Annotated in this window: 25 protein-coding genes and 2 tRNA genes; 17 read left to right on the top strand and 10 right to left on the bottom strand. The window is 48.0% G+C overall.

All coding sequences use genetic code 11. The annotated features are described in order from the left end of the window. Window positions 1-2 precede the first annotated feature (2 nt). Together EHO60_RS16950 and EHO60_RS16945 are read left to right on the top strand one after the other, a co-directional pair. Complete coding sequence (locus EHO60_RS16950) at window positions 3-584, top strand: arylesterase (RefSeq protein ID WP_135769429.1); 582 nt, start codon at window positions 3-5, stop codon at window positions 582-584. A 104-nt stretch (window positions 585-688) separates the two neighbouring features. Further along, complete coding sequence (locus EHO60_RS16945) at window positions 689-2,854, top strand: molybdopterin oxidoreductase family protein (protein ID WP_135769395.1); 2,166 nt, start codon at window positions 689-691, stop codon at window positions 2,852-2,854. 5 nt (window positions 2,855-2,859) lie between these two features. On the opposite strand, the gene EHO60_RS16940 is transcribed toward EHO60_RS16945, so the two are convergent. Further along, a complete protein-coding gene (locus EHO60_RS16940; protein ID WP_135769394.1) occupies window positions 2,860-3,933 on the bottom strand; it encodes a HesA/MoeB/ThiF family protein in 1,074 nt (357 codons plus the stop codon). 152 nt (window positions 3,934-4,085) lie between these two features. Here EHO60_RS16940 and EHO60_RS16935 point away from each other — a divergent pair, with 152 nt between their 5' ends. The 8 genes from EHO60_RS16935 to clpX all read left to right on the top strand — a co-directional run bounded on the left by EHO60_RS16935 (window position 4,086) and on the right by clpX (window position 9,892). Next, on the top strand, window positions 4,086-5,036 hold the full coding sequence (locus tag EHO60_RS16935) for a GTP 3',8-cyclase MoaA (protein ID WP_135769393.1): 951 nt from the start codon (window positions 4,086-4,088) through the stop codon (window positions 5,034-5,036). 2 nt (window positions 5,037-5,038) lie between these two features. Continuing rightward, window positions 5,039-5,281, top strand: coding sequence for a MoaD/ThiS family protein (locus EHO60_RS16930; protein WP_135769392.1), 243 nt, complete (start codon window positions 5,039-5,041; stop codon window positions 5,279-5,281). A 4-nt stretch (window positions 5,282-5,285) separates the two neighbouring features. Further along, window positions 5,286-5,729, top strand: coding sequence for a molybdenum cofactor biosynthesis protein MoaE (locus EHO60_RS16925; RefSeq protein ID WP_135769391.1), 444 nt, complete (start codon window positions 5,286-5,288; stop codon window positions 5,727-5,729). Next, window positions 5,710-6,327, top strand: coding sequence for a molybdenum cofactor guanylyltransferase (gene mobA / locus EHO60_RS16920; RefSeq protein WP_135769390.1), 618 nt, complete (start codon window positions 5,710-5,712; stop codon window positions 6,325-6,327). The genes EHO60_RS16925 and mobA overlap by 20 nt, the downstream gene beginning before the upstream one ends. 190 nt (window positions 6,328-6,517) lie before the next feature. Further along, window positions 6,518-6,589 (top strand) — tRNA-Gly (locus EHO60_RS16915). Between the two features lie 33 nt (window positions 6,590-6,622). Further along, on the top strand, window positions 6,623-8,008 hold the full coding sequence (gene tig, locus EHO60_RS16910) for a trigger factor (protein ID WP_135769389.1): 1,386 nt from the start codon (window positions 6,623-6,625) through the stop codon (window positions 8,006-8,008). After that, entirely contained in the window at window positions 8,005-8,598 is a 594-nt protein-coding gene (clpP, locus tag EHO60_RS16905) for an ATP-dependent Clp endopeptidase proteolytic subunit ClpP (protein WP_135769388.1), read from the top strand. Before tig ends, clpP begins: the two co-directional genes overlap by 4 nt. Before the next feature lie 22 nt (window positions 8,599-8,620). After that, window positions 8,621-9,892, top strand: coding sequence for an ATP-dependent Clp protease ATP-binding subunit ClpX (gene clpX / locus EHO60_RS16900; protein WP_135769387.1), 1,272 nt, complete (start codon window positions 8,621-8,623; stop codon window positions 9,890-9,892). 21 nt (window positions 9,893-9,913) lie between these two features. Here the strand turns inward: clpX and tatC are convergent, their stop codons facing one another. Beyond that, entirely contained in the window at window positions 9,914-10,720 is an 807-nt protein-coding gene (tatC, locus tag EHO60_RS16895) for a twin-arginine translocase subunit TatC (protein WP_135769386.1), read from the bottom strand. 70 nt (window positions 10,721-10,790) lie between these two features. After that, window positions 10,791-11,033 (bottom strand): Sec-independent protein translocase subunit TatA/TatB, encoded by a 243-nt coding sequence (locus EHO60_RS16890; RefSeq protein WP_135769385.1) that lies wholly within the window; start codon window positions 11,031-11,033, stop codon window positions 10,791-10,793. A gap of 106 nt (window positions 11,034-11,139) precedes the next feature. Between EHO60_RS16890 and EHO60_RS17175 the strand changes: the two genes are divergently transcribed. The 7 genes from EHO60_RS17175 to EHO60_RS16860 all read left to right on the top strand — a co-directional run bounded on the left by EHO60_RS17175 (window position 11,140) and on the right by EHO60_RS16860 (window position 17,874). Beyond that, entirely contained in the window at window positions 11,140-11,310 is a 171-nt protein-coding gene (locus EHO60_RS17175; RefSeq protein WP_167880249.1) for a hypothetical protein, read from the top strand. 4 nt (window positions 11,311-11,314) lie between these two features. Next, on the top strand, window positions 11,315-12,124 hold the full coding sequence (locus EHO60_RS16885; protein WP_135769384.1) for a hypothetical protein: 810 nt from the start codon (window positions 11,315-11,317) through the stop codon (window positions 12,122-12,124). Between the two features lie 52 nt (window positions 12,125-12,176). Then, window positions 12,177-12,491 carry a thioredoxin gene (gene trxA / locus EHO60_RS16880; RefSeq protein ID WP_135769383.1) on the top strand — a complete coding sequence of 105 codons (315 nt, stop codon included), beginning with the start codon at window positions 12,177-12,179 and terminating at the stop codon, window positions 12,489-12,491. A 36-nt stretch (window positions 12,492-12,527) separates the two neighbouring features. After that, window positions 12,528-14,678 carry a cAMP/cGMP-dependent 3',5'-cyclic-AMP/GMP phosphodiesterase gene (locus EHO60_RS16875; protein WP_135769382.1) on the top strand — a complete coding sequence of 717 codons (2,151 nt, stop codon included), beginning with the start codon at window positions 12,528-12,530 and terminating at the stop codon, window positions 14,676-14,678. A gap of 15 nt (window positions 14,679-14,693) precedes the next feature. Continuing rightward, window positions 14,694-15,824 carry an acyl-CoA dehydrogenase family protein gene (locus EHO60_RS16870; protein ID WP_135769381.1) on the top strand — a complete coding sequence of 377 codons (1,131 nt, stop codon included), beginning with the start codon at window positions 14,694-14,696 and terminating at the stop codon, window positions 15,822-15,824. A gap of 34 nt (window positions 15,825-15,858) precedes the next feature. Next, a complete protein-coding gene (locus EHO60_RS16865) occupies window positions 15,859-17,082 on the top strand; it encodes an Lsa36 family surface (lipo)protein (protein WP_135769380.1) in 1,224 nt (407 codons plus the stop codon). Between the two features lie 180 nt (window positions 17,083-17,262). Further along, a complete protein-coding gene (locus EHO60_RS16860; RefSeq protein WP_135769379.1) occupies window positions 17,263-17,874 on the top strand; it encodes a hypothetical protein in 612 nt (203 codons plus the stop codon). A 40-nt stretch (window positions 17,875-17,914) separates the two neighbouring features. On the opposite strand, the gene EHO60_RS16855 is transcribed toward EHO60_RS16860, so the two are convergent. The 7 genes from EHO60_RS16855 to EHO60_RS16825 form a co-directional block, all read right to left on the bottom strand. Beyond that, a complete protein-coding gene (locus tag EHO60_RS16855) occupies window positions 17,915-19,210 on the bottom strand; it encodes an MFS transporter (protein ID WP_135769428.1) in 1,296 nt (431 codons plus the stop codon). 117 nt (window positions 19,211-19,327) lie between these two features. Then, window positions 19,328-19,684: a phasin-related domain-containing protein gene (locus tag EHO60_RS16850; RefSeq protein WP_135769378.1), complete on the bottom strand. Its 357-nt coding sequence runs from the start codon at window positions 19,682-19,684 to the stop codon at window positions 19,328-19,330. Window positions 19,685-19,768: 84 nt separating this feature from the next. Continuing rightward, complete coding sequence (locus tag EHO60_RS16845; protein WP_135769377.1) at window positions 19,769-20,344, bottom strand: bifunctional nuclease domain-containing protein; 576 nt, start codon at window positions 20,342-20,344, stop codon at window positions 19,769-19,771. Between the two features lie 58 nt (window positions 20,345-20,402). After that, window positions 20,403-22,280, bottom strand: coding sequence for an alpha/beta hydrolase (locus EHO60_RS16840; RefSeq protein WP_135769376.1), 1,878 nt, complete (start codon window positions 22,278-22,280; stop codon window positions 20,403-20,405). Window positions 22,281-22,716: 436 nt separating this feature from the next. Beyond that, window positions 22,717-22,790 (bottom strand) — tRNA-Ile (locus EHO60_RS16835). A 38-nt stretch (window positions 22,791-22,828) separates the two neighbouring features. Beyond that, on the bottom strand, window positions 22,829-23,344 hold the full coding sequence (locus EHO60_RS16830; protein WP_246028371.1) for a condensation domain-containing protein: 516 nt from the start codon (window positions 23,342-23,344) through the stop codon (window positions 22,829-22,831). Further along, window positions 23,341-23,838 (bottom strand): LIC_11959 family protein, encoded by a 498-nt coding sequence (locus EHO60_RS16825; protein ID WP_135769375.1) that lies wholly within the window; start codon window positions 23,836-23,838, stop codon window positions 23,341-23,343. Before EHO60_RS16825 ends, EHO60_RS16830 begins: the two co-directional genes overlap by 4 nt.

The following is a 23,838-nucleotide window of genomic DNA, read 5'->3' as shown; positions in this document are numbered from 1 at the left end:
CGATGGGTGTGACGCAGAAAGAACAGGAGCCCAGAAGAATTCTTTTTTTCGGGGACAGCCTCACAGCCGGATACGGATTGGATTCCTCGGAACAAGCATTTCCTTATCTTGTTTGGAAGGAATTATCCAAGCCTTATCCTAAATTACAATTCACGAATGCGGGGGTTAGCGGAGATACGACTTCAGGCGGTCTCGCTCGTTTGGACTGGGTACTTTCCTCATCCTATGACGTCTTTGTCCTGGAATTGGGAGCGAACGACTCTATGAGAGGAGTTTCTCCGAAAACCACCGAGGAGAATCTCCGCACCATCATACGTAAGGTCCGAACCAAATATCCCAAAATCAGGATATTACTTGTTGGAATGAGAACGTTTCCGAATTTAGGAAGGGAATATTCCGAAGAATTCCGAGCGATTTATCCCAGGATCGCCAAAGAAGAAAAGGTGGATCTTGTTCCATTCCTTCTCGTAGGTGTTGCCGGAGAAAAGAAATTGAACCAAAGGGATGGAATCCATCCTACCGCGGAAGGACATCGGATCCTCGCGAAAACTGTGTTACCCTATCTCAAGAAACAGTTAAATTAGTTTGGGAAACAAAGAATCCGAATTAAACCGATCTTATATTCCATAATTGCTTGCCGACGGATCGCAAACAGGGGTAGAATACCTGCGGTTCAGTCGAGGTAATTATGACCGGTACTCATTTTAGGACTTGTACGTTATGCGAAGCGATGTGCGGTTTAAGAATAGAAGTGGAAAACGATTCCATCGTCGCGATACGGGGAGATAAGGACGACGCTTTCAGCCGGGGTCATCTATGCGCCAAAGGTCCGGAGCTAAAGAACCTGTACGAAGACTCCGATCGATTGAAATTTCCGATCAAACGTACTCCGTCGGGTTGGGAAAAGGTTTCCTGGATCGACGCTCTTTCCGATATCGCACTTCGATTAGTCGGCATCCAGGACCGGTACGGCAACGATTCCGTAGCGGTATACAACGGAAATCCCACCGTTCACAATTACGGATCCATGCTTTTCGGCCAACGGTTTACGAATCGGATCCGAACTAAGAACCTATATTCCGCAACCTCCGTGGACCAACTGCCTCACCAATTGTTATCCTATCTTATGTTCGGTCACCAACTCCTGGTTCCGATTCCGGACATAGACAATACGAATTTCTTTCTGATCCTGGGAGGGAATCCTTTCGCTTCCAACGGAAGCCTGATGAGCGTTCCGGACGTGAAGAAAAGACTGAAAGCGATCCAGGAACGTGGAGGGAAATACGTGGTCGTGGATCCCAGGCGCACCGAAACCGCCGCGCATGCCGATGAACATATTTTTATCCGCCCCGGCTCCGACGCTTTTTTCCTTTTCGCAATTATCCATTCCCTATTTCAGAAAAACCGAATCAAGCCCTCTAGTCTCTATAAGACCGAGGATGTCGATCGCATCCGGGAACTTTCCTCGGAATTTTCTCCCCAAGCCACGGAAAGAGTCACTGGAGTTTCTGCGGAAACAGTGGAGAGGATCGCCTCCGAATTCGCGGACGCAAAGGGAGCGGTTTGTTACGGTCGCGTCGGCGTTTCCACCCAGGAATTCGGAGCGATCTGCCAATGGCTGATCAATTCCATCAATATTCTCACCGGCAATATGGATTCCAGAGGAGGAGCGATGTTCACTCTTCCTGCGGTGGACGTAGTAGATCCCAAGAGCACGATGAGGACTTCTCCCGGTAGTTTCGATACGTTCCGTTCCCGAGTGAGAGGATTGCCCGAGTTCAATGACGAACTCCCCGTGGCCGCTCTGGCGGAAGAAATCCTAACGGAGGGAGAAGGTCAGGTGAAGGCCTTCGTGACGTCCGCCGGAAACCCGGTCCTGTCCACTCCGAACGGAGGAAAATTGGAAAAGGCGCTTTCGAACTTGGAGTTTATGGTCAGTTTCGATTTTTATTTGAACGAAACCACCAAGTATGCGAATTATATCCTGCCTCCTACTTCCCCTTTGGAACACGATCATTACGATCTGATTTTCAACGTGTTCGCCGTCCGAAACGTGGCCCGTTATTGCCAGCCTGTGTTCGAGCCGGAAGCCGGAATGCTTCACGATTGGGAAATCTTCTCGGATTTGACCAAGCGGTTGGAATTGGCTCGCGCGGGAAAGCCTCTACCGGAGGAACTCATAAAGTCGAAAATCACTCCCGCCTCCATTATAGACCATGCTCTTCGCTCGGGTCCGTACGGAGCCAAAGGGGAAAAGAACCTGGAACTGAGCCTGGATACTCTAAAAGCGAATCCTCACGGAGTCGATTTGGGAGCTCTGGAATCCTGTTTTCCGGAGAGATTGCAGACGCCGGATCAAAAGATTTGTCTGGTGCCCGAGAGAGTCCTTTCGGATATGGGTCGTTTGAAACATAGGTTCGAAGAGGTTCGAACCTCTAACGAAAGCCTTTCTTCCGGACGGCCTTTTCTTTTGATCGGAAGAAGGCATCTCCGGAATAATAACTCTTGGATGCACAACCTTCCCAAGCTCATGACGGGAAAAGATCGATGCACTCTATTAATCCATCCGGACGATGCGGAGAGCCTAGGAATCCGGGAGGAGGAAGAGGTGCTCGTCGAATCCAGGGTAGGAAAAATTTTCCTTCCTGCGGAATTGACCGATGACATGATGAGAGGGGTGGTCAGCATTCCCCACGGGTTCGGGCATACCCGGTCCGGGACGAAATTGCAGGTTGCAAGTCAGTTTGCAGGAGCGAGTATCAACGATTTGACGGACGATTCGTCTGTGGACGAATTTTCCGGAAACGCCGCCTTTAGCGGAATTCCGGTCTCGATCCGACGCAAATCGGCCTGAAATTCTTAGTTTTTTTCCGAGAGGAAGGATTGGAGGGCCCTTCTTCCTCCTTTTAGGGAAAACGAGTTCGGATAACGATCCGTTAATAGATCGACCGCTTTTAAGGATCGCATTCCGGATTCGCAGATTAGGATTACGATCGAAGCGGAGGGTAAAGAAGGAATTTCTCCTTTCTTCAATCTGCTGAGAGGGAAATGTTCCGAGTCGGAGATGGGATACTCGGATCTTTCCTCTTCTTCCCGGATGTCCACTAGGAGATACTTCAGGTCATTTCGATTTTTCGCATATTCCCAAACGGAAATTTCCCGAAGACTCTTCCTGTTTTCCGCGGAAGAGCGGCTGTCTCCGCAAACGACGCAGGCCGGATCCGGAGGAATCTTGCTTTCGTAAATGATCGGAGATTCCCATTCCATTAAATAAAGTGAATTTACGGAAACGGAATTCGGATCGAGTAGATAACGGATCGCTAGATTGGCTTGTTGTAGTCCGGCAAGAGCGGTCTGAATTCCCAATACTCCTCCGTCTGCACAGCTTATCGCGTCTGTCGATTCCAATTGCGGGTAAAGACAGCGATAACAAGGTTTTCCTTCCGGAGAGAAGATCGCGAATTGCGCACTGGTCCGGTACAGAGAAGCCGTACACAAGGGTTTTCGATCCCGTACGCATCGATCATTGATGGAATATTTCGCCGGGATGTCGTCCGTGCAATCCAGTACGAGATCCCAAGCCTTCAGAAAATCCTCGGATAAGTCGTCCGAAAAAGGAAAGGAAAAAATCTCTAACTCCAGCTTCGGAATCCGTTTTCTGAGAAATTCGGCGGTCACCTCCGTTTTTCTTTTTCCTAGATCCGAAAGAGTGAATGCGGTCTGTCTATGCAGATTGCTGAACTCCACCCGATCGAAGTCCATCAAACCGATCTTTCCGACTCCGGCGGAAGCTAGATGCAAAGAGGCGGGAGAACCTAAGCCTCCTAAACCGACCACCAGTACGGAAGAGGAGAAAAATTTTTCCTGCCCGACTTCCCCGAAAGAAGGAATTCGGATCTGTCTGGAAAAAAACTTTTTCCTTTCCTCGTCCATACTGATGATTTCACTCCTTGCTTGGGAATACGCAAGTTCTTTTGTTTTCTCCGATTTTCCTTTTCGAGCGAGCGCTCGATTTCGATTCCCCGCTTCGCATCGATATTCGATTTTGGTTTCCAAGATTGGAGCGGAAGGATAGTATAGGATTTATGCCGGAAGCCGAATCCCGAAAATTCGAAGTGTTGAGGGTCAGTGTCACCTCCTCTTGCGGTTTCGGATGCGTTTATTGCGCTCCCGGAACGGAGGAGACGGAATTCTCAGTTCGGCCGAAGACGAACTCGATTTTTCTTTCGCCGGAAACGTTTCGAAAAAAACTGGAGGTTCTCTCTTCTCATCTGAAACTGAAGGAAGTCCATCTGACCGGCGGAGAACCCACGAATCACAAAGGCTTACCCGAATTGGTTCGGATCGCCTCCGATCATGGCATTCCGGAAATCGCCTTAACCTCGAACGGATTTTTTGCGGACGGATTGGTCCAGACTTTGAAATCTTCCGGTTTGACTCGGATGAATTTCTCTTTGGACTCCTTGTCTCCGTCGGGATTTTCTAGGATGACCGGGAGGCATCTTTCCGTTTCCAGACTACTCTCTAGAATCGAAGAGGCGGCTGCCCTAGGCCTTCCGGTGAAATTGAACAGTACGATCGTGAGAGGTTACAATGAGGACCAAATCCTTCCCTTGCTGAAATGGGCGGGAGCCAGAAAATTGCCGATCCGTTATCTGGAATTGATGAGGATGGGACCTTTGGTCTCGGAACATTCCGGACTTTTCGTTTCTTCCGAAGAAATCCGGAAAAGAATCCAGGAGGAGTTTCCGTTCGAACCGATCGACACTCCGCTGGAATCCACGGCACGTTATTATCGGACTTCGAACGGTTTCGTATTCGGATTGATCGCCAATCACACGGAGCCGTTTTGCGAAGGATGCAATCGTCTCAGAATGGATGCGAGGGGAAAAATCTACGGCTGTTTGAGCGACCCGAAGAATTACGATCTTCCCGAAGACGAGATCGGCGCGGTGCGGGCCTTAGGACTGGCCATGCAAAGTAAGAAAAGCCGGTTTATCGGAAGTGAACTTTCCATGAAATACATCGGAGGCTGAGTTTGAAAATACGACTTCTCTGTTTCGCCGCAATGAAGGATTATTTTCCCCCACAGGAAGAGTTGCTCGTAAAATCGGGAAGTACGATCGCGGAATTGCGCTCTTCGCTGGAAATCAGAAACCCGTCGGCTGCACGTCTTTTAAAAGTGAGTCGGTTTGCGGTCAACCAGGAGATCGTGGAGGACGGCTATTTTCTCTCCGAAGGTCAGAGCGTGGCGGTGTTGCCACCGTCTAGCGGAGGTTAGTTGGATGGAATCGGTGGATCTATTCGAGCATATTACGTTTTCCCCTTTGGTTCCGACGGAACGATTTCCGAACTTGCCTGAAATCGGCGGCTTCGTGTTTTTTGCCGGCATCGTCAGGAATATCAACGAAGGGAGAAGAGTGAATCATCTGGAATACGAAGCGTTCCCCGAAATGGCGGATCGGATGATACGATCCATTCTTTCGGATGCAGGCAAAAAATGGGATTTACTTCATGCAGATTGTAGGCACCGCCTCGGAAAATTGGAGATTTCGGAAATCGCAGTGATTGTTACGACAGGTTCCCTGCACCGAGAGGAGGCGTATTCCGCCAATCGGTACATCATAGATCGGGTCAAACACGAAGTTCCGATTTGGAAACGGGAATTTTTCGAGGATGGCACTTCGGAATGGTCCCAAGGTTGCACCCATGAACAACATCGGCATTGAGCCGATCGGAGTTCTTTTGGCGGGAGGTTTCAGTTCCCGTATGGGGAGAGATAAGGCTTTGTTGCCCTTGGGAAAAAAAGAATCCCTCTTTCTCACTCGTTCTTTTCGTAAGTTGCGATTTTTGTGTTCTACCGTTTTTGTTTCGGTCCGGGAAGAGCAGATTCCGTCTTACTCGGAATGGATCCCACCCGAGAATCTTCTTCCCGACGAACCGTTTTCCTTCGGGGGACCTCTGAAAGGAATCTTGAGCGTATTTTCCCATTGTGTCAAAAATGCGATCCTATCCCCGTTTTTGACTCTTCCCGTGGACATGCCGAAGGTCCGAATCCGTACTCTCGAACGGTTGAAATCCTTGGGAAAGAATTCTTCGGAAGGGGTGTTCTACGCCGGAGCAGACGGACCGGAACCTTTGTGCGGATTTTATCCTCTGGAGTATTTGGCGGATTGGAGGAAGGAATGTGAATCCGGTCGGATCGTCGATGCTTCTCCCCGGTCCAAGATCCTCTCTCGAAATCCTCTGCTGTTGGAATTGCCTAGATTGGAGAAGGATTCTTTTCGAAATATAAACGTTTGGGAAGATTACATAAATATAAAATAATATGTAAAAATGTCATGTCGCATTCTTCGAATGTTTCGTTCTACCGTACGATTCGGACAGAGTGAAATTCCTTCCCGTCAAAAGAAGGCCCGAATTTTTGCCAGGGAAGGTGTGGAACAAGCGGCCGTTTTCTTCCCAAAAAACCGGTTTACAGGCGGTTCCGGGTCAAAATGATGGTTCTACCAATCGTGCGGGAATAGCTCAGTGGTAGAGCACCTCCTTGCCAAGGAGGGGGTCGCGGGTTCGAATCCCGTTTCCCGCTTTTTCTTTTTTTCGCCTTTCGGCGCCTCAATCCATGGAATTTAAGACTAAGAAAAACGCAAACGCATCCGTAGACCTCAAGTTAACCTTTGACAAGAGCGATCTAGAAAAAGCCTTTGAAAAGGCCTACGTCCAAAAACAGAAGGACCTGAAAGTACCTGGCTTCCGACCGGGAAAAGCGCCCTTGGCAATGGTCAAGCGGCATTTAGGGGATTCCGTCGCGAGTGACGCGATCAATCTCCTTTTGTTCGAGTCCGTGGATTCATTGAAGAACCAGCTCGAACACAAGATGGTGCGATTTCCGAAATTCACCGTAGAGGATTACGTTCCGGAAAAAAGTCTGGTAGCGACTGCGGTCTATGATACGGAACCGGAAGTCACCCTCGGCAAATATAAGAAAATCAAGATCAAGCTCCCGGAAGTGAACGTGACCGAAGAGGATGTCCAGGACGAGCTGGAAACGATCCGGAAGCAGCTTGCTCGCAAGTTGCTTAGGGAGCCGGAGGAAACCGCTCAAGTCGGCGACACTGTAGACATGGAATTCATCGTCCATGAAGAAGGAAAGGAATCCGGGAACGCCAAAAACGGGTCTAGCGATTATAAATTAGGGGAGCCGAACAATTTGCCCGGTTTCGATGAGAATCTCTACGGGATGAAAATGGCGGAACCGAAAACTTTCTCCTACTCTTATCCCCAGGATTATCCTCGAGAAGATTTGGCCGGAAAGACGATCCAGTTTGAAATGACTTTGAAAGCCGTTTACAAAGAAGTTCTTCCCGAGCCGGACGACGATCTCGCGAATGAATACGACGGTTCCGAATCTCTGGCTTCCTTGAAAGAGAAAATCAAGGAAAATCTGCGTAAAAATTACACGGAAGGCGTAAAAGCCAAAAAGCTGGAGGAAGTGTATAAGGAATTGGTCGAAGATTCCAAATTCGTTTTCCCGGAATCCTTTCTATCCGAAGAGTCGGAACACGTTTACCGAAATATGATGAGAGACGTGATGGGGAGGGGGCAGGGGGCCGGATTGTCGGACGACCAGATTCCCCCCATCGAAAAATATGCGGAAATGGTCGGGAAACCTCAGGAAGAAATTCGGAATTCCTTTAGAGGAATCGCGGAAAACCGACTCAAAGCCTATTTTGCCAGACAGAAATTGGCAAACCAGGAAAATATCTCTCTCTCCGAGGAACAATTCTCCAAGGAATTGGCCGATCTCGCCTTAAGATACGGGATGCAGGAGGCCGATTTTAGGAAAGAGTTGGAAAAAGGGAAACTTCTGGAATCTTACCGGGACAATTTTTTATCAAAAAAGATAGACGATACGCTCTTCGAGCTTGTAGAAAAGAAATACAACGAGAAGATGAGTATCCGACAGCTTAAGGAATTCCTGTCTAACAAGGAAAGCGGAGGCGTATGAGCGTAATTCCAGTCGTCATCGAGCAAACAGGTCGGGGAGAAAGATCCTACGATATCTATTCCCGTCTTCTAAAGGATCGAATCATCTTCCTTGGAAACGCGATCTCGGACGAATACGCGAATGTGGTGATCGCCCAGCTTTTGTTCCTGGATGCGGAAAATCCGGACCGGGACATATATTTGTACATCAATTCTCCCGGAGGATATGTTTCTTCCGGGCTTGCCATTTACGATACCATGCAGTATATTAAAGCGGATGTGCGTACGCTTTGTGTCGGACAGGCTTCTTCCATGGCTGCTCTCCTTCTGGCGGGAGGGGCTAAGGGAAAACGTTCCGCTCTTCCGCATTCTAGAATCATGATGCACCAACCGACCGGAGGTGCCACCGGCCAGGCTTCGGACATCGCGATCCAAGCCAAGGAAGTCTTAAAGTTGAAAGAGATCCTGAATGGTTTGTATACGAAACATACGGGAAAATCGATAGAGCAGATCCAAAGGGATACGGAAAGAGATCTTTATATGACTGCGGAGGAAGCGCAGACCTACGGCATTCTGGATTCCGTTATTTCCATAGAACGCGGCAAAAACTGATCAAGGGGAAAGGATAGGCATCGTGGCAAAGAAACCGACCGGAACCAATGGCAAACAAAAACTCTTCTGTTCTTTCTGCGGGAAGGAACAGGATTCGGTCAAGCGGCTCGTCGCCGGTCCGGGGGTTTACATTTGCGACGAATGTATTTCCCTTTGCAACGAAATCATCGCTGAGGAACCGGAACAGGAAAAGGAGCGCACGGAACTTTTAGGCGAAGTTCCGAATCCGGCCGCCATCAAATCCATATTGGACCAATACGTCATAGGCCAAGACCACGCGAAAAAGGCTCTTTCCGTGGCCGTCTATAACCATTACAAACGGATTTATTTGAAGGACAAAAAATCCGATATCGAATTAGAAAAATCGAATATACTTTTGATCGGCCCTACCGGATCCGGAAAAACCCTTCTAGCCCAGACTCTGGCCCGAATCATCAAAGTCCCTTTTGCCATCGTGGATGCCACCGCATTGACGGAGGCAGGATACGTCGGAGAAGACGTAGAAAACATCATTTTGAAACTCATCCAAAACGCGGATAACGATATCAAGAAAGCCGAGATCGGAATCATCTACATAGACGAAGTGGATAAGATCGCCAGAAAGTCGGACAGCGCCTCCATTACGAGGGACGTGAGCGGCGAGGGCGTGCAGCAGGCTTTGTTGAAAATCATAGAAGGCACCGTGGCAAACGTTCCCCCTCAAGGCGGAAGGAAGCACCCTCACCAGGAATACCTGCAGGTGGATACGAAGAACATACTCTTCATTCTAGGCGGGGCTTTCGTGGATCTGGAAAATATCATCAAAACTAGGACCGGGGTCAAAACCATCGGTTTCGGCAGCGACGAGAAGGGCGGCAAGCAACTCCGCGACGAAAGCAAGGGAGAAATTTTGTCCAGAGTCATCCCCGAAGACCTAATGAAATTCGGTCTGATTCCCGAATTCATCGGAAGGATGCCGGTAATCGCCACCTTGCAGGATCTCAGTGTGGAGATGTTGAAAAGAATCTTCCGTGAACCTAAGAATTCCATCCTACGCCAATACACCAAGATTCTGGAAATGGAAAACGTTAAGTTATCCTTCGAAGAGGCTGCCATCGATAGAATCGCGCAACTTGCGATCGAAAGGGAATCCGGAGCCAGAGGACTACGCGCAATCGTGGAAAATCTGATGCTGGACCTGATGTACGAGATTCCTTCTCGCAAAGACGTGGAGGAAGTGGTCATTACCGAAGACGCGGTCAATGGAACCAAGCCGCCGAAATTAGTCCTCAAAAAAGAGCCTAAGATCGCGTGATTCCCTTCGGGAATCTTCCCGCTATCGCTTCTTTTCGATCAGCTTCATAATAAAAATCGAAATTGCGAATAGTACCACGAGCGGGACGAATAGCATCAGCATAGAGATCACGTCCGGACCGGGAGAAAGAACGGCCGCCGCGAAAGCCAATCCTAGAATCGCTTCCCTCCAATGGGAAAGCAGGAAGGAAGTTTTCAGAATTCCGAGCGCTCCGAGTAGGATCAGAACGATCGGAAGCTGAAAGGCCAATCCGAAGATCAAGTGGATATTAAAAAATACGTCGTAATACTCGTCTATCGGTAGCTTGGTCTCTATATCCAAGGGACGGAAGGTGACTAAAAAGATTTTTAGAAAGTTCTCGAAGGCTTGCGTCCAGCAAAGCCAAACTCCCAGCCAAAATAAAAGAGTGGAGAACGCGATCAGAACCCTGCCTAGTCTTGCGGTCTTGGGTTCCAATGCGGGAGCGACAAACCCCCAAAGAAAAACTAGAGTAAACGGAAAACTCAAGAGCAAGGAAACCATGAATCCGGTCCGGAGATAGACCATGAACGGCGCCATGAGCTTGATCTGGTAAAAGGTGGCGCCTTCTCCCAGAACCCGTTTATAGGGTCTCGTAAAAATCTTATGGATTTCTTCCCCGAAAAAAAGGGAAGCTAAGAAGAAAACGGAAAAAACCAATAAGGTTCGGATGAGCACGAGCCGGAGTTCCTCCAGGTGCTCACCTAGGGTCATATATTTTTCCTGGTCGCGGGAGACCGCATCCGGATGGGAGACCGGTACGGGTTCGTTCGGCTCAAGGGCCTGGATTTTCTTTTTTTTTACGGGCATTCCTGGGAGTCGATAGCTCTTTCGTTAGGAAAAAGCCGCAGGACAAACGTCTCCACGGCTCAGTACTGATTTAAGCGGACTTTTTGGATTTTTTGGATGTCGTCTGAGTCGTTTTGTTCTCAGGCTCTTGTATTTTGGGAGATTCATTTTCGGGGTCGCCGGAAAGGGATTTTCTAAATTGGCGGATGCCGTCTCCCAAATCTTTAGCCAACGAGGGAAGTCGCTTGCCTCCGAAAAGTAGGAGTGCTAAAAACAGGATTATGAGGATTTCCGGCCAACCTAGGTTACCGATGAATGCCAGGGGTAAAAACATGGATCTTCCTCCTTTGTTAGGATTTCCCGTAGGTTTTATCTGTCAAATAGATAGTAGCCTATAGCCGATAATTCTAAAAGAGCTTCCGGCAAGGAAATACAGGAAAATGAGAGTAGAATCTTCGCCTTTCGACGCGGTGTCCTCCTATCCCCCTATGTCCCAGCCGGGAGCAGAGCCTCCTATGGAAAAGGCGGACAGAAAGGAAGAGGAAAAGACCCCCAATTCCGACTACGTTTACGCGTTGTCCACCGGTAGCATTATTAACGTGCAGGTATAAAAGAATGGCCTTAACAAAGGAACAGAAGCAGGAGTTCCAGGAGAAGCTGGGGGATTTCCGAGCCTATTTGGAGGATTTGAAGAAGGAAGGAAACCTACTAAAGGCTCAGTCCCGAAAAGACCCCAAGATGGAGCCCTATTTCAACGTAGCTCTTTCTCTGAACGCCATAAAAAACATCAATACCTGCCTTCTGATCAACGAGATTTCCGTGGTGATTTTGGATCTGAAGTCTGATACGTATCTGAACCAAGGGAGAAAGGAAATCTATAGCGCGATCTCTTTTATGGAGAAAGTGGTAGGCGTGGATATCGACGGGGGTTTGGCCGAAAACAAGGACTTATTGGCGAAAATCCTACAGTTCAATCCTATCCAAAGATTGAATTACGTAAAAGGACTTCGTCTCTGCACGAACAAAACGATCGACGCGTTCGGATCGAACTCTAAATGGAAATGGAGCTTTCCGGAAATACATTTCAAAATCGCGATTCTTAGTAAGAATCTTTTTGACTTTCGGGCTTTCGAAAAGGAAAGAGACTTAGAGAACCCGTATTATTATCCGCGTCAGGAACATTATAACCTGATTCTAGAGCTATGTAACTTTGCCGCTCAGGAATACCGGGCGAAATTCGATTTGTCCACGCAGGATGCGGGAGATCTGAAAAAGTCCATCTCTCTTTTGGAGGTAAACCGGAAGATTCTCCAGACCACGGGAGAAACCGAGGATTTGGGCAAGACAAAAACCCTGATCGAATCCTTGAAAGAGAAGGTGGAAGCAATAGAAGCGGAGAAGGAAAAGAAGAAAAAGAAGAAATAGACCCGTCTCATCTGTTGTAAAGAGTGGGAAAAAAAGGAGTAAAAACGAACTCATGGCATTGTCCGAAATCAACGACGCAACATTTCAAACGGAAATCTCCGGAGGAATGGTTTTAGTAGACTGCTGGGCCGAATGGTGTGGTCCTTGTAGAATGGTCTCTCCTGTACTCGAAGAGCTTTCCAACGAACTGAATGAAGTTTTGAAAATCAAGAAATTGAACGTGGACGACAATCAGGATACGGCTCAAAAATTAGGAATCCAATCACTGCCTACGCTATTGCTTTTTAAGGACGGGCAACTCGTCGACAAGATCATAGGTGCACTTCCCAAAGCTCAAATCAAGAATTTCATCGAAAGGCACAAATAAGGCCTCTTCGTAGAGGCGATTCGTCAGGAATCTTTCATGCTAAAAGAACAATCTAGGGAATATATCGAACTCCAGCGCGGCGGCTATCTTGTCGAGACCAGCGAGGGTTTTTTCCAAATCGGATCGCCTCCGGAAACGATCAAGGATACCATGGCGGAAAAAAAGACTCCGCTGGTATTCATTCTACCGAACAAGTTCTTTCACGTGGAAAAGGGCATCAGTACTGCCGAACTCGAGTTCCCCATCTATTTCAATTTCTTTCTCCGCCAGAAAAAAACCACCATCATCTGTACCGAGGAACAGAAGGAGCAATTGATCACCGTTCTTAAGGAATCCTTAATGGGTCCCGAGGAAATCAATCTCGAATCGGAATACCTGAACGGAGCAGAATCTTTCGGCTTTCCGGATATGCGTGCCGAGATGGCCTACTTCAGAAGTTACAAGGGCCTGGACGACGTCGTGGATTTCAAAGTCTTCGCTTCGGATAACATGGTGACGCTAGGAAAAGTCATCGTCCGGAAACTTCCTTCGGGAGATTTTCGGATCACGGACGGAAGCAAAGAGACGGAACTTCCGGGCGAAGTTGGCTTCAACATAAAATACGATATAGGTACCCGTCTCAAAGAACCGTTTCAACCGCCTCTCTTGGGAATCACCTGTCTAGGTCCTTCTCACGGATTCGATCCTGACGACAATACTTCCGGATTCATCATTTGGCTGAACCACCAAGGAATCATGGTGGATCCTCCCGTGAATTCCACGGAATGGCTGCGGAGCTCCAACGTGAATCCGAAGCTGATCAATCACGTCGTTCTGACGCATTGTCACGCCGATCACGACGCGGGTACGTTCCAAAAAATATTGGAAGAAACTAAGATCACGATCCATGCGACCGCAACGGTAATGGAGAGCTTTCTCCGGAAATATTCCGCCCTAACCAAGATACCTAAAAAGGAATTGTTGGAACTCTTCAATTTCCAGCCGATCATCATCGGAAGACCCGTGATGATCAACGGAGGAGAATTCAATTTTCATTATGCTTTGCATTCCATTCCTTCCGTCGGATTCGAGTTCTTTTTTCAGGACCAGTCCTTCGTGTACACTTCCGATCACCTAAACGAACCGGAAATTCACGATAAGATGTACAAAGAAGGGGTGCTTCCCGAATCTCGCTGGAAATTCCTAAAGGAGTTCCCTTGGGATAGAAGGGTGATCTACCACGAAGCGGGGATTCCTCCTCTTCACACTCGGATCAGTTATTTGGCTAGCCTTCCTCTGACGATCCAGGAGAAGATCACCGTTTACCATATCGCACGAAAAGATATGCCACCCGGAACCAAATTGAATTTGGCGAAATTCGGGATCGAGAATACCCTATATCCCGAAATCACTCCGCCCAAACATATCGAGGCGTACAACCTTCTGGATATACTCAGCCAGATCGATATTTTCAGCGGGTTTCCGATAGAAAAGGCCAAAGAGTTCCTTCTGATCGTGAGAGAAGAGAGATACAAAAGAGGCGATCTCATCCTTCGGAAGGGAACCCTAGGGGACAAGTTCTACATTATCGCGTCCGGGAACGTGAAGTTCGAGGGATTGGATACTTCTTCCGAAGCGGTTCCTGTGAAACGATACGGTCAATACGAATATTTCGGAGAAGCCTCTCTAGTGTTGGATCTTCCTAGAGCTGCGGACGTATTTGCAGAAACGGACGTCGTGGCTCTCACGGTGGAGAAGAATAAATTTTTGCAATTCATTCGGAACACGGACCTTCGCCAAAACCTGATCAGACTGAACAGCATTCGGGATAGTAATTCCTGGAAGACTCTAATCGAATCTAGACACTTCAAAGGACTGACGAGTCACCAGGTCACCCAGTTGGAAATGATCATGAGGCTTTCTAAAGTGAACGCCGGTTCAGTGTTGATCAAGGAAAAATCGTTTTACCATGAGGCGTATATCATTCGTCATGGAAAAGTAAGCGTCTACCAGAGCGGAAATAAATTGGCCGATCTTACGGACGGGGATTTTGTCGGGGAGATCTATGCGATTTCCAAAAAGCTGGCTGCGAATTATACGTTCGTTGCGGAGTCGGATGCGGAATTGTACTCCATTTCCCAGAACGAACTCATCCAGTATATAAAGAGGAATCCCGGCGTTTACATGAGAATGAATACCGTCTACTAAAACGAGGGAATAGGAATGGAAAGAGTCCTGCAATTCACAGAGGAACACGAAGCGTTCCGGGAAATCGCGCGCAAATTTTTCGAGACCGAAGTGGCCCCACACCATCACGAATGGGAAAAGGTGGGAAAAGTTCCGAAAGAGCTTTGGAAAAAAGCGGGAACCAGCGGTCTTTTATGTCCGGATGTGCCCGAGGAATACGGCGGCTCGGGAGCCGATTTTCTATATAACATAGTCGTAATAGAAGAATCTGCGAAAGTGGGGAACAGCGGTTTTTTCATTTCTCTTCATAACGACGTGATCGCGCCTTACATTTCCGTGTACGCTACCGAAGAGCAGAAAAAGCGTTGGTTACCCGGTTGCTGCTCTGGCGATAGCGTTTTAGCGGTTGCTATGACGGAACCCGGCGCCGGTTCGGATCTGAAAAGCATTCGTACTTCCGCCGTGAATAAGGGGGATCATTATCTGGTAAACGGCCAGAAGACGTTTATTTCGAACGGCCAATTGGCGAATTTAGTGATTACCGCCGTAAAACATGAAAACGGAACGATTTCGCTTGTTATGATAGAAGAGGGGATGAAAGGATTCGAGCGAGGTAGAAACCTCGAGAAAATCGGCCTGAAAGCCCAAGATACTTCGGAGCTGTATTTTAATGACGTAAAAGTTCCTAAAGAGAACGTGATAGGCAAGGATGGACAAGGTTTCCGATACCTGATGATGAAGCTTGCGCAAGAACGGTTGGTTCTCGCGGTTGCCGCGGTGGAAGCTACCGCGTTGGTGCATAAGATGACCTTGAAATACATCAAGGAGCGGATGGCTTTCGGTAAGAAAATCGGATCCTTTCAGCATATCAAATTCCAAATGGCGGAGATGACCACCGAGTTGGAAATGTGCCGTACGTTCGTCGATAAGGTAGTCGCTGAGCATATGAAAGGAAATAAATTGACTGTGGAAGCCTCCATGGCCAAGTATTATTCCACCGAGATGCAAAAAAGACACACGGACCTTTGTCTTCAGTTCTTCGGAGGATACGGATATATGATGGAATATCCGATTGCCCGCGCGTATCTTGACGCGAGAATTCAAACGATCTATGCGGGAACCACCGAGATTATGAAAGAAATTATTGGCAGCAGCCTCGGTCTCTGAAAGAATCTCGACTTTCTCTTCGTCCTAGTTTACTATGGGCGAGATGTCTCAAATTAAGAACGTTTTAAGGCGGTGTGTAAAAGCCATCGCCTTTGTTATTTTAGGTGTTTCCGTATATTCGTTCCCCTTTTCTGGCTTGCAAGCTCAGATCACTTGTACGCCCCCACTGACAGGCAACAACGTATGTACGATGATTCCGTCGAACATACAGTCCGACTTTAACGGGTTGGCGCTCTCCATCCAAACCCAGTATTTGAACCAGGTTACGAAGTCTATGGCGGACTCCGCGGTGATGAGCAACATAAGCGCATCCATGATGGGGCCTGGTACGGTGAACCGATTCCAAATCGGAGGCGGTCTCGGAGTAGCGGGAGTTAAACATAACGACATTACGGTTTCTTATAATGGTACGACTCTTCCGAATTTTCCGAACGTAGGAGCTTCCGTAAACCCGTCCCTGATGTTGGCTGTGAATTTAGGATGGCTGTTCGGCAAGGGGCAGGCCGACCAACCGGATCGTTCCGCGGATGTTCCCGATTCCCAACGATCCTTTTTGCATCGATTGAACTTGTATGTACACGGATTCCAGGGAAATATCGGGTCCGGCGATCTGAAGACTCTCACGAACCAGGCAAACAACGGAGTCCATCTAAATGGAAATTTCAATAACGCAGGTGTGACTCTACGATTCCAATTGTTGAGAGAGAGATACACTCGCTTGGATTTCTTCGGCTTTACGGGATTGAGCTTAGGTGTAGGATTCCATCGGCAGAGCGAAAATGTGAGCCTCTCCTATGCCCCCGGAGTGAATTCCGCGGCCCAGGTCAATTTCGGATCCGCCGTAGGTAGGTGGGACGAAACCGTTTCATTCGGTTATAGAAACAAGGCCCAGTCCGTCCCTGTGGATATTCGAACAGGATTGAGGCTGTTCTATTTTCTCACCGTATTCGTAGGGGCCGGAGTCAGCAATAATACGGGCTACGCAAAAATGAATCTGGACGTAAACGGACCTCTGTATCTTGCGGTTAACGTTCCTACTTCTTCCGGATTGCCTGCGTCGGTGATCCAGCAATTGAGTGGAGGCGCCAGCGGAACTCTTCGAATGGATCTCACCGGATCGGCCAATTCTAGAACGCAGACGAATTACTTTTTGGGCGGAGTGGAAGTGAACCTTCTCACCTTTAAGATCTTAGCGGAAGGGATGGTCACGAACGACAAGATCTATGCAGCGAATATAGGACTGAAGTTCGCACTCTAGTCGCCGCGGTTTTTTAACGTTTAGGAAAGATTCCCCGATAAAAAAGAGAGCCTAATTCGGTTTTTATTCTATACTAATAGAATAGGCATGACTTTTGCAATATAAAGGAAAAGCGGGCAAAGGGAAGTAAGTTCCGAGCTGAATTGTGTAAGAATTCAGCAGACCGCTTGAGGAGGCGATATGACGATTCCAACGACGGAAAAGCCGCTTCACATTTCCTGCATTCCCAGGGGGGATGCGTACGCTTTAAAGGTCAATATTTCCAAAAACGAGATCGGGATCATCTATCGAGTGACCGCCGTTTTGTACGTTCACGGTTGGAATATAGAGGAAGCAATCGCGGAAACTTCCACGGACGGATACATCCAGGATATCTTCATCGTTCGAAGACTGGACGACGAACGGATGAAAGAGGAGCACTTGAATGCCATTCATAAGGATTTAAAGGAGCTCTTTTACGGCGGAATTTCGGTGATGAACTATCTGGCTAGATATCCGGAAAAGACGGAAACGCTCCGTATGAAACTGGAAGAGACCCCCGAGATTTTTCTCTTCAATTCCGAAATCAGCGATTCCACCGTTATGGACCTGAGGATGAGGGATCGTTCGGGGATCCTGTTCGAGATCTCCCAAATTCTCTTCCTTTTCGGGATAGACATTCTTTCCTTTAAGGCGGTAACGGATTCCGGACAGGTTCGCGACACGTTTCTTTTGCGGCTGGAAAACGGTTCCAAATTGGACGAGGTTTTACATTTCCAAAAATTGAAAAACGCGCTCCTATCCGTACTATAATCCTGAAGTTTGAAAACTTAGGAAATTCTCGGATCTTTCTTTAAGATTGATGGCGTTTCGGTTGTCGTACGAACCAAAAGAAGAATAGGAATAAAGCGCTTAAAATTCCGGAAACTAGGAAGGAAATTTGGGGTCCCTTCTGGGAATATACCAAACTGAAAGCGACCGGCGAAATTCCTCTTCCTAGGGAACCTAGGCTTCTCAAAATCCCCAAATTTTTTCCCTGGTCCTGGGCAGGGGAGAACAAGGAGACCATGGCCGAAACGGCGGGGTTTAAAAAGGCGCTGCCTATCGCCAAAAAGGTTAGAGATAGGAAGAGTTGGGTTTTCGAATCCGTGAAGGAGAGCAGAAGAAAGCCGATCACAAGCATGGATCCGGCAAACATTCCGATGCTTTTTTCCGGCACTTTTCCGCTGATACGCCGGATGATTCCGCCTTGTACCAACACGATGATCAGGCCTATATAAACGAAGGTGTAACCGATTTCCATCGGTTTAAATCCCAAAAATTGGTCCAAATAGAAGTTCAGCGAGAATTCGAATCCGGAAAAGAAAAATAAGAATAGAAAATTCAACATACTGATCCAAAGGACGTCGCGCGAACCTATATCAAATACTCCTAATATAGGATGCAACCTTCCTTCCGGTTTTCTTCTCAGCGATACGGGGAGAGTTTCCCGGAAACGGAAAACGACGAAAAGTAGGTTGATCAGAGCCGCAGCGGTCGCCGCCAGAGCGACGGAAGGGAATACGGTCATCTTTGACCAAGGAAGGAACGGAATCAAAACCGAAGGATCGGTATGAGCAAGAATTCCTCCTATGGACGGTCCCGCGATGAAGCCGAGTCCGATTCCCGCACCGATCATTCCCATTCCTTTTGCTCTATCTTTTTCCTCCGTGGAATCCGCCATGGCTGCCGTAGCCACGGAAATATTCCCTCCCATGAGTCCGGTGATTACTCTAGAAAGTACGAAAAAGGAAAAGCTACCCGACGAGAGCCATACCAAATAGCCGACGAAGCTGCCCGTGCAGGTAAATACTAACACGGGTCTCCGACCGGTCCGGTCCGAAAGTTTTCCCCAAATCGGAGAGAACAGGAACTGTAAAACGGAGTAGAGACTGGCGACGATCCCTCCGAATAAAGCAACGAAAAGTTTCCAATCGTGAGCGGAACTGTCCAGCAACCGGGAAGTCCAACTTGCAAGAAGGTCCAAGAGAGGATCTCCGGCTTGGGCGAGGAAATGGTTCAGGGTTTCGGGAAAGATCGGGAAGATGAGGGAAAACCCCATCATATCAATGAATACTGTAAGAACTAAGATGAAGGAATGTTTCCTCATGGGTGGGTTCATATTCGAGCGGTACAAGAATCGGCAAGGACCGAATCGTATTGCCTATTTTTTGAGCCGAGTCTTCTTTGTCCCGAATTTTTCGGCACCCAGGAGGATTCGCGGAACCTACTTTTTTTGGCTAAGTTTGTTGAGCTCTTCTATCGCGGATTTTGCCTTAGCCTTTAGGTCTTCCGGAAGTATCTCGTTTACCTGCGAGGAGATTTTTTGAAAATTCTCCTTCAGTTGCTGGTAAATCGCGGTCGTTTCGGAGTTCGCGCTTTGCAATTTAGATTGAGCGTCGGTGATCGTTTTTTGGATCAGATCCCGAAGGCGATTCGCTTGCTCCGATTGGTTTTGCGCACCCTTGGCCCGCAATTCCTCGTAGAGTTTTTCCAAATCGTGGACGGATTGTTTGATCTTTCCTTCCCCAGACTGGAATGCGGCTATGCCGGCATTTAAGATATCCATTAAGACTTTTTCCATGGCGATCCTCCTCGCACGGCGTCCCAGAATACCGGTCGATTCCGAATTCATCAAGCTAAATCGCAGGGAGAGTAATCTTTCGTTTTAGGAGGGATTTTCCAACATTTTGCGGATCTGGTCCCGGATCTTTGCAGCGGTTTCGTAATCCTCCGCCTTCAGAGCGTTATCCAGAGAATCTTGCAGGATTTCCAATTGCGACTTAGGAAGTTGGGAAATTTTTTCCTTCCCGATGGTTTCTCCGGGAATTTCATCATCCTTCATTACGATTCCGGCTTCTTCGATCACTTTCTTGGCGAGGTAAATGGGGGCGCTGGCACGGAGAGCGAGCGCGATCGAATCGCTTGGTCGGGCATCCAGAACGATCAGTTCTTCGTCCTTCCTAAGGGTGATTTTGGCGTAGAACGTATTGTCTATGATTTCCTCGATCGCGATCTTTACGATTTGGATTCCTAGAGTCGTCAAAAGGATGGTCATCAAATCGTGGGTCATGGGGCGGGGAGGCTTGGTGCCTTCTAAAACGGACGTGATCGAATGGGTTTCGAGGGGGCCGATAAAAATGGGCACGACCCTTTGATCCGAGTCGTCTTTTGCTTTTAGGAATACTGCGAATCCGACATTGGTTAGAGAAATATTGTAAATGTTCGCTTCTATTAAATCCATTCCTAGATTAGACCCTATCTTTCGATTTCCGAAATGTCAAGCCTTCTAAACCGACGGTTCAGGTCGAGTCTAATCTGCGGATCCAAGAATCGATTTCGGAGCACATTTCTCTGACCACAGGCATGTGGAAAACGATTCCCAAATGTCCCTGTTCGTAGGAAAGAATCTGGTTTTTTTCGTGTGGAAGAGCGGCGAGATCGGCCTTGATGGTTTCGCTGGGAACGACTTTGTCTAAGGAACCTAAAATCGAAAGCAAAGGAATTTTGAGATTCTTTTGTAAAGCGGTATAGTCCAGATTTCCGTCATAAGAAAGAAAGGAATGGTCCTGGCTGAGTTGGGATCTGAGGAATTGCAGTACTACTTTGGTGGATTCCTCGCAAAAAATGTCTTCGATTAAAAAATACCATTCCGGCGGAGAAATCTGCCTGTAACCCACGAAGTCCCGAAGATTCACGACTTTTGTGTGGAGGTCGAAGGACACCGCCCGGAGAGAGGAATGTAATCCCAAGAGGAATTTGAAAAACTTATTCAGGTCCACGGTGGGGAGAGTGGTCTGAAGAGAAAACGAAGTCAGGTCGAACAGGAAATCGGAAATGGTCTTGGAAGGGACCAATTTTAAACCCATTTTCAAAACATCCAGCCCAGGAATTTGGGCCTGGAGACGGATAAAGTTCGGGGAAGTGATGGAAACGATTCCGGAAAGGATCTCCTCCGGTTTGGGAAGAGGAAGAGGGGAATCCTTTCTTTTCCGGACGATTTCTTCGTAAGCTGCCGAATAAAAACGAGGAATCATTCCTCCCATGCTATGACCCACTGCGACCAGCTTCTCATTCGGGAAGTTTTCCTGAATCCATTGTAACACTGCGGGAAAGTCTTCCTGGATGAAGTCGTCGACGGTCCATCCTTCCCGGATGCCGAACGGGGGAAGGGTGCGTCTCGATCGACCTCTCATATCCATAGAAAAGACTCTGTATCCGTGTTTCAGAGCCAGCTCCCGAGCCACTTTGTCCATTACGGATCGCCTACAGAAGAAGCCAGGAATCAGAAGCAGATTGATTCCGGTATCGTTTTTGTCCTTGGGTTCGAAACGCTTCAGGCTGACGGAAAAGCCGTCTCCGGAAGGAATGATATAGCTGGCGTCCAATCGATAAGATCGGTGGTATGTATGGGAATCGAACACGATCGTAGTAACCGGATCGTTTTGTCCGTATCCTCTCGTATAAAAAAGGTTTTTGGCCCGGGAATTCAGGTCGGATTTTTCTATATTCTTGCGCGCATAATAGGGATCCCCTTTGGATCCCATTTCCTTGGAAATTACGAAGTCGATGACGTCGTATAAGGAATAAAGCTGTTGGCGGACTTCCTCCTCCTGGTCCTCGGTCATATTATCCCGGCGGATTCCCCAGAGCATTCCGATCGGAAAGCCCTTTACGAAGAGAGGAATTCCGGCGGCGTAATTCATGGTCTCGGTTAAAAGTTTTTTTAAGTTGGGGTGGATCCTTTCGTCGTTTAGGCTATGAAAATAGACTTCCGGCCTGGCCTTTTTTTCCACGGAGAGAATCGCTTCCCTCAAATATCTGGCGGAAAGATTTCCGGCATCCTGTATGGAAATCGGAATCGTATTTCGGATGAATTCCTCTATGCTTTGGAGTCCGACCCTGTCTGCCACTTCTTTCATTTTAAAGTGCGTGGCGGAAGCGACGATCTTCAGATTTTTTCCTTGGATGGATTCGAAGATCGCATATTGAAACACCGGCTTTCCGTTCGGCAGAGTCATCGCCACCATCTTATTCACGAAGGAGTTCCAGACTTTTTGCAGGAAAGCGTTCGTTGCATCCGTTAACGGAAAAATATAAATATCGTCAGGACTGACGTTGTAATCGTTGCCTTTCCTGCGGGTTTTGGGGCTGACCTTTTTCACTACGGTCTGTTCCATACGGCTAATTTTTTAATTCCGGTCCTTTCTGCGCAATCTGGATTCGTATTCGAAACTAATCCTTTTGGGGGAGAGAAAGGGTTTTTTAGGAAAAAAGATTTTTATAATTTAAGTAGAACTTGCCGCTACGCAATCGCCCGTCGTAGTCGACTGGGGGCTCCGCGGCGTCTGTATGATTGCTTGGGCTCGAGAAGGACTTGCACCTGCAACCCGGGGATTTGAGCTGCAGCTAAAAACCAAACAAAGGTAAAAAGATTTGGGCCCAGAAGGACTTACCGCTACGCAATCGCCCATCGTAGTCGACTGGGCTCCGCGGCGTCTTTTTCGCGCGCTTCGCCCTCCTGGCTTGCGTCGCATTTGTGACGCTCCCCATGGGTCGCTACAAATGCTCTCGCTCAAAAGCTTCAAGTCCTTCTGTGCTGATAATAGAATTGCTTGGGCCCAGAAGGACTTGAACCTTCGACCCGCAGATTATGAGTCTGCCGCTCTAACCAACTGAGCTATAGGCCCGACCGATCCAGTTTTTTCCGGAGGCAAAGCCTTTCAAGTCATTTCGGAGTTTCTTTGGGAGAGGACACATATCTTTCCGGAGATGCGAACCTTTCGTTTAAATCCTGCCGTTCCCGGTACATGGCCACGTATACTGTATAAGCCGAATCTCCTTGGCGGATTAAAAAGAAATAGATTTTGAGCGGATTCCCGCCCGAAACATCCTCTTTTGTCCAACGCAGGATCTCCGTGCCGCCGACGGAAAACGTTTCCGCCGGTTTTTCGGGAAAAACGCTTAAGACGGATTCCTTCGCATTTTCGAATTCTCCGGCCCTATCCAATTTTCTCCAGATGAGAATCCACTGCCTATCCTTTAGCGGAACCGCTCTCCATCTCTTTCTGGATTCCGTACGGACCAGGGCCTTTTCCGGAAAGGAGATCGTGAGGAAATTCTCCCTGAAAATCTCGTCCCGATCGTATACTTTTTGGTCTGGATCCAAGGGTACGGAAAGTAGCCCGAGTAAAGGAAGCGAGAATATTATAGAAATTGCGGATAAAGTCGCGATTCCATTCAAAACAGGATATCCTCGACGATGAGTTCCTTGTAGGCCTTCAATCTAAAGACGGGAATCGATTGCCTTTCCTTTTTGTCGGCCAGGGAATCCTCGCCTTTCTTTTTGAATCTTCGGACCACCTTATTTTCAAAAACGAAAACACCTACATATTCTCCGGAAACTTCGTACGCAGCTCCGTTCGAGAGTCTGGATACGTACTTTCGCAGCCGTCGATCGAATTTGTTTTCCCTATATTGGTAATAAAACGTATGTCCGTTCCAATCATAAAACACGGCGTAATTTCCCTCCGTCCCTTGGAAGAACAGTCGGATGTTTTCCGGAAAATTCGGATTCCCTTCGCTTAAAGCGGATTTTAAATCGGAAGAGCGGGGGGATTCCAAAGGAATCGTTCCCCGATAGGTATTCGCAGCGGGTTCGCCAGCCACTTCGGCGGAGGAAATCGTTAAGGCGGCAAAATACAGTGCGCCCACGAGTTTCCCCCGGAATCCGAGCAT

It is taken from the genome of Leptospira fletcheri (genome assembly GCF_004769195.1).
Taxonomy (GTDB): domain Bacteria; phylum Spirochaetota; class Leptospiria; order Leptospirales; family Leptospiraceae; genus Leptospira_B; species Leptospira_B fletcheri.
The sequence above is the reverse complement of the archived record's forward strand: the minus strand, read 5'-3'. Positions and strand labels throughout refer to the sequence as shown.

Coding starts and splice junctions, on each gene's coding strand:
- EHO60_RS16840 (WP_135769376.1), bottom strand. CDS start 22,280: ATGGAACAGACCGTAGTGAAAAAGGTCAGCCCCAAAACCCGCAGGAAA.
- EHO60_RS16860 (WP_135769379.1), top strand. CDS start 17,263: ATGACGATTCCAACGACGGAAAAGCCGCTTCACATTTCCTGCATTCCC.
- tig (WP_135769389.1), top strand. CDS start 6,623: ATGGAATTTAAGACTAAGAAAAACGCAAACGCATCCGTAGACCTCAAG.
- EHO60_RS16945 (WP_135769395.1), top strand. CDS start 689: ATGACCGGTACTCATTTTAGGACTTGTACGTTATGCGAAGCGATGTGC.
- EHO60_RS16890 (WP_135769385.1), bottom strand. CDS start 11,033: ATGTTTTTACCCCTGGCATTCATCGGTAACCTAGGTTGGCCGGAAATC.
- EHO60_RS16855 (WP_135769428.1), bottom strand. CDS start 19,210: ATGAGGAAACATTCCTTCATCTTAGTTCTTACAGTATTCATTGATATG.
- EHO60_RS16865 (WP_135769380.1), top strand. CDS start 15,859: ATGGGCGAGATGTCTCAAATTAAGAACGTTTTAAGGCGGTGTGTAAAA.
- EHO60_RS16825 (WP_135769375.1), bottom strand. CDS start 23,838: ATGCTCGGATTCCGGGGGAAACTCGTGGGCGCACTGTATTTTGCCGCC.
- EHO60_RS16885 (WP_135769384.1), top strand. CDS start 11,315: ATGGCCTTAACAAAGGAACAGAAGCAGGAGTTCCAGGAGAAGCTGGGG.
- clpP (WP_135769388.1), top strand. CDS start 8,005: ATGAGCGTAATTCCAGTCGTCATCGAGCAAACAGGTCGGGGAGAAAGA.
- tatC (WP_135769386.1), bottom strand. CDS start 10,720: ATGCCCGTAAAAAAAAAGAAAATCCAGGCCCTTGAGCCGAACGAACCC.
- EHO60_RS16935 (WP_135769393.1), top strand. CDS start 4,086: ATGCCGGAAGCCGAATCCCGAAAATTCGAAGTGTTGAGGGTCAGTGTC.
- mobA (WP_135769390.1), top strand. CDS start 5,710: ATGAACAACATCGGCATTGAGCCGATCGGAGTTCTTTTGGCGGGAGGT.
- EHO60_RS16925 (WP_135769391.1), top strand. CDS start 5,286: ATGGAATCGGTGGATCTATTCGAGCATATTACGTTTTCCCCTTTGGTT.
- trxA (WP_135769383.1), top strand. CDS start 12,177: ATGGCATTGTCCGAAATCAACGACGCAACATTTCAAACGGAAATCTCC.
- EHO60_RS17175 (WP_167880249.1), top strand. CDS start 11,140: ATGAGAGTAGAATCTTCGCCTTTCGACGCGGTGTCCTCCTATCCCCCT.
- EHO60_RS16950 (WP_135769429.1), top strand. CDS start 3: ATGGGTGTGACGCAGAAAGAACAGGAGCCCAGAAGAATTCTTTTTTTC.
- EHO60_RS16845 (WP_135769377.1), bottom strand. CDS start 20,344: ATGGATTTAATAGAAGCGAACATTTACAATATTTCTCTAACCAATGTC.
- EHO60_RS16940 (WP_135769394.1), bottom strand. CDS start 3,933: ATGGACGAGGAAAGGAAAAAGTTTTTTTCCAGACAGATCCGAATTCCT.
- EHO60_RS16850 (WP_135769378.1), bottom strand. CDS start 19,684: ATGGAAAAAGTCTTAATGGATATCTTAAATGCCGGCATAGCCGCATTC.
- EHO60_RS16875 (WP_135769382.1), top strand. CDS start 12,528: ATGCTAAAAGAACAATCTAGGGAATATATCGAACTCCAGCGCGGCGGC.
- EHO60_RS16870 (WP_135769381.1), top strand. CDS start 14,694: ATGGAAAGAGTCCTGCAATTCACAGAGGAACACGAAGCGTTCCGGGAA.